The organism is Micromonospora solifontis (assembly GCF_003725545.1).
In the GTDB taxonomy this organism is placed as follows: domain Bacteria; phylum Actinomycetota; class Actinomycetes; order Mycobacteriales; family Micromonosporaceae; genus Micromonospora; species Micromonospora solifontis.
Genome location: NZ_RJLN01000196.1, coordinates 1 through 1,041, shown reverse-complemented (window position 1 = coordinate 1,041; position 1,041 = coordinate 1). Strand labels below are relative to the sequence as shown.

At 71.5% G+C, this 1,041-nt stretch carries 1 protein-coding gene; it reads left to right on the top strand.

Annotated elements, in window-relative coordinates:
- Positions 1-16: 16 nt before the first annotated feature.
- Positions 17-1,041 (top strand): zinc-binding dehydrogenase (locus EFE23_RS27830; RefSeq protein ID WP_148058567.1); only part of this gene is annotated, 1,025 nt, incomplete at its 3' end.

Sequence of the window (1,041 nt, the reverse complement as noted above, 5' to 3'; positions counted from 1 at the left end):
GTCGGGTGAGCCGCAGGTGGCCATCCGGGACGGCCGGCTGCACGTGCCGCGCCTCGCCCCCGCTCACACCACGGCCGGGCTACCCGTGCCCGACGGTGAGGCGTGGCGGTTGGAGACCACCTCCGGCGGCAGCCTGGACAACCTGCGCCTGGCCCACTGCCCCGACTACGCCGCACCCCTGCAACCCCACCAGGTCCGCGTCCGCCTGCACGCCGGCGGCGTCAACTTCCGCGACGTCGTGGTGGCCCTCGGCATCGTCAACGACCCCCGCCCCATCGGCGGCGAAGGCGCCGGCACCATCACCGAAACCGGCAGCGCCGTCACCGACCTGCAGGTGGGACAACAGGTGATGGGCCTGTTCAACGGCATCGGCGCCAGTGCCGTCACTGACCAGCGTCTGGTCACGCCCATCCCGGACGGCTGGACCCTCACCCAGGCGGCGGCGGCCCCCATCGCGTATCTCACCGCGTACTACGCCCTGCACGACCTCGCCCACCTCCAAGCCGGCGAACACCTGCTCATCCACGCCGCCACCGGCGGCGTCGGCCACGCCGCCATCCACGTGGCCCGCCATTTCGGCGCCCACATCCACACCACCGCCCACCCCACCAAGTGGTCGACCCTGCACCGCCTGGGCATCGCGGAACCCGACATCGCCAACAGCCGCACCCTCGACTTCGAGGACCACTACCGCAGCCACACCCCCGGCATCGACGTCGTCCTCAACAGCCTCACCGGCGACCACCTCGACGCCAGCGGCCGCCTCCTGCGCCCAGGCGGACGCCTCATCGACATGGGCAAGACCGACATCCGCCACCCGGACACCTGGACCGCCGACCACCCGGAAACCACCTACCAGGCGTTCGACCTCATGGACGGCGGCGAAGACACCATCGCCGCCCTCTACCGGAGGCTCCAACCCCTCTTCCACGACGGCACCCTGCCACCGCTGCCCACCCGCAGCTACGACATCCGCCACGCCCCCACCGCCTTCCGTTATCTCGCCAACGCCCGGCACACCGGCAAGATCGCCCTCACCCT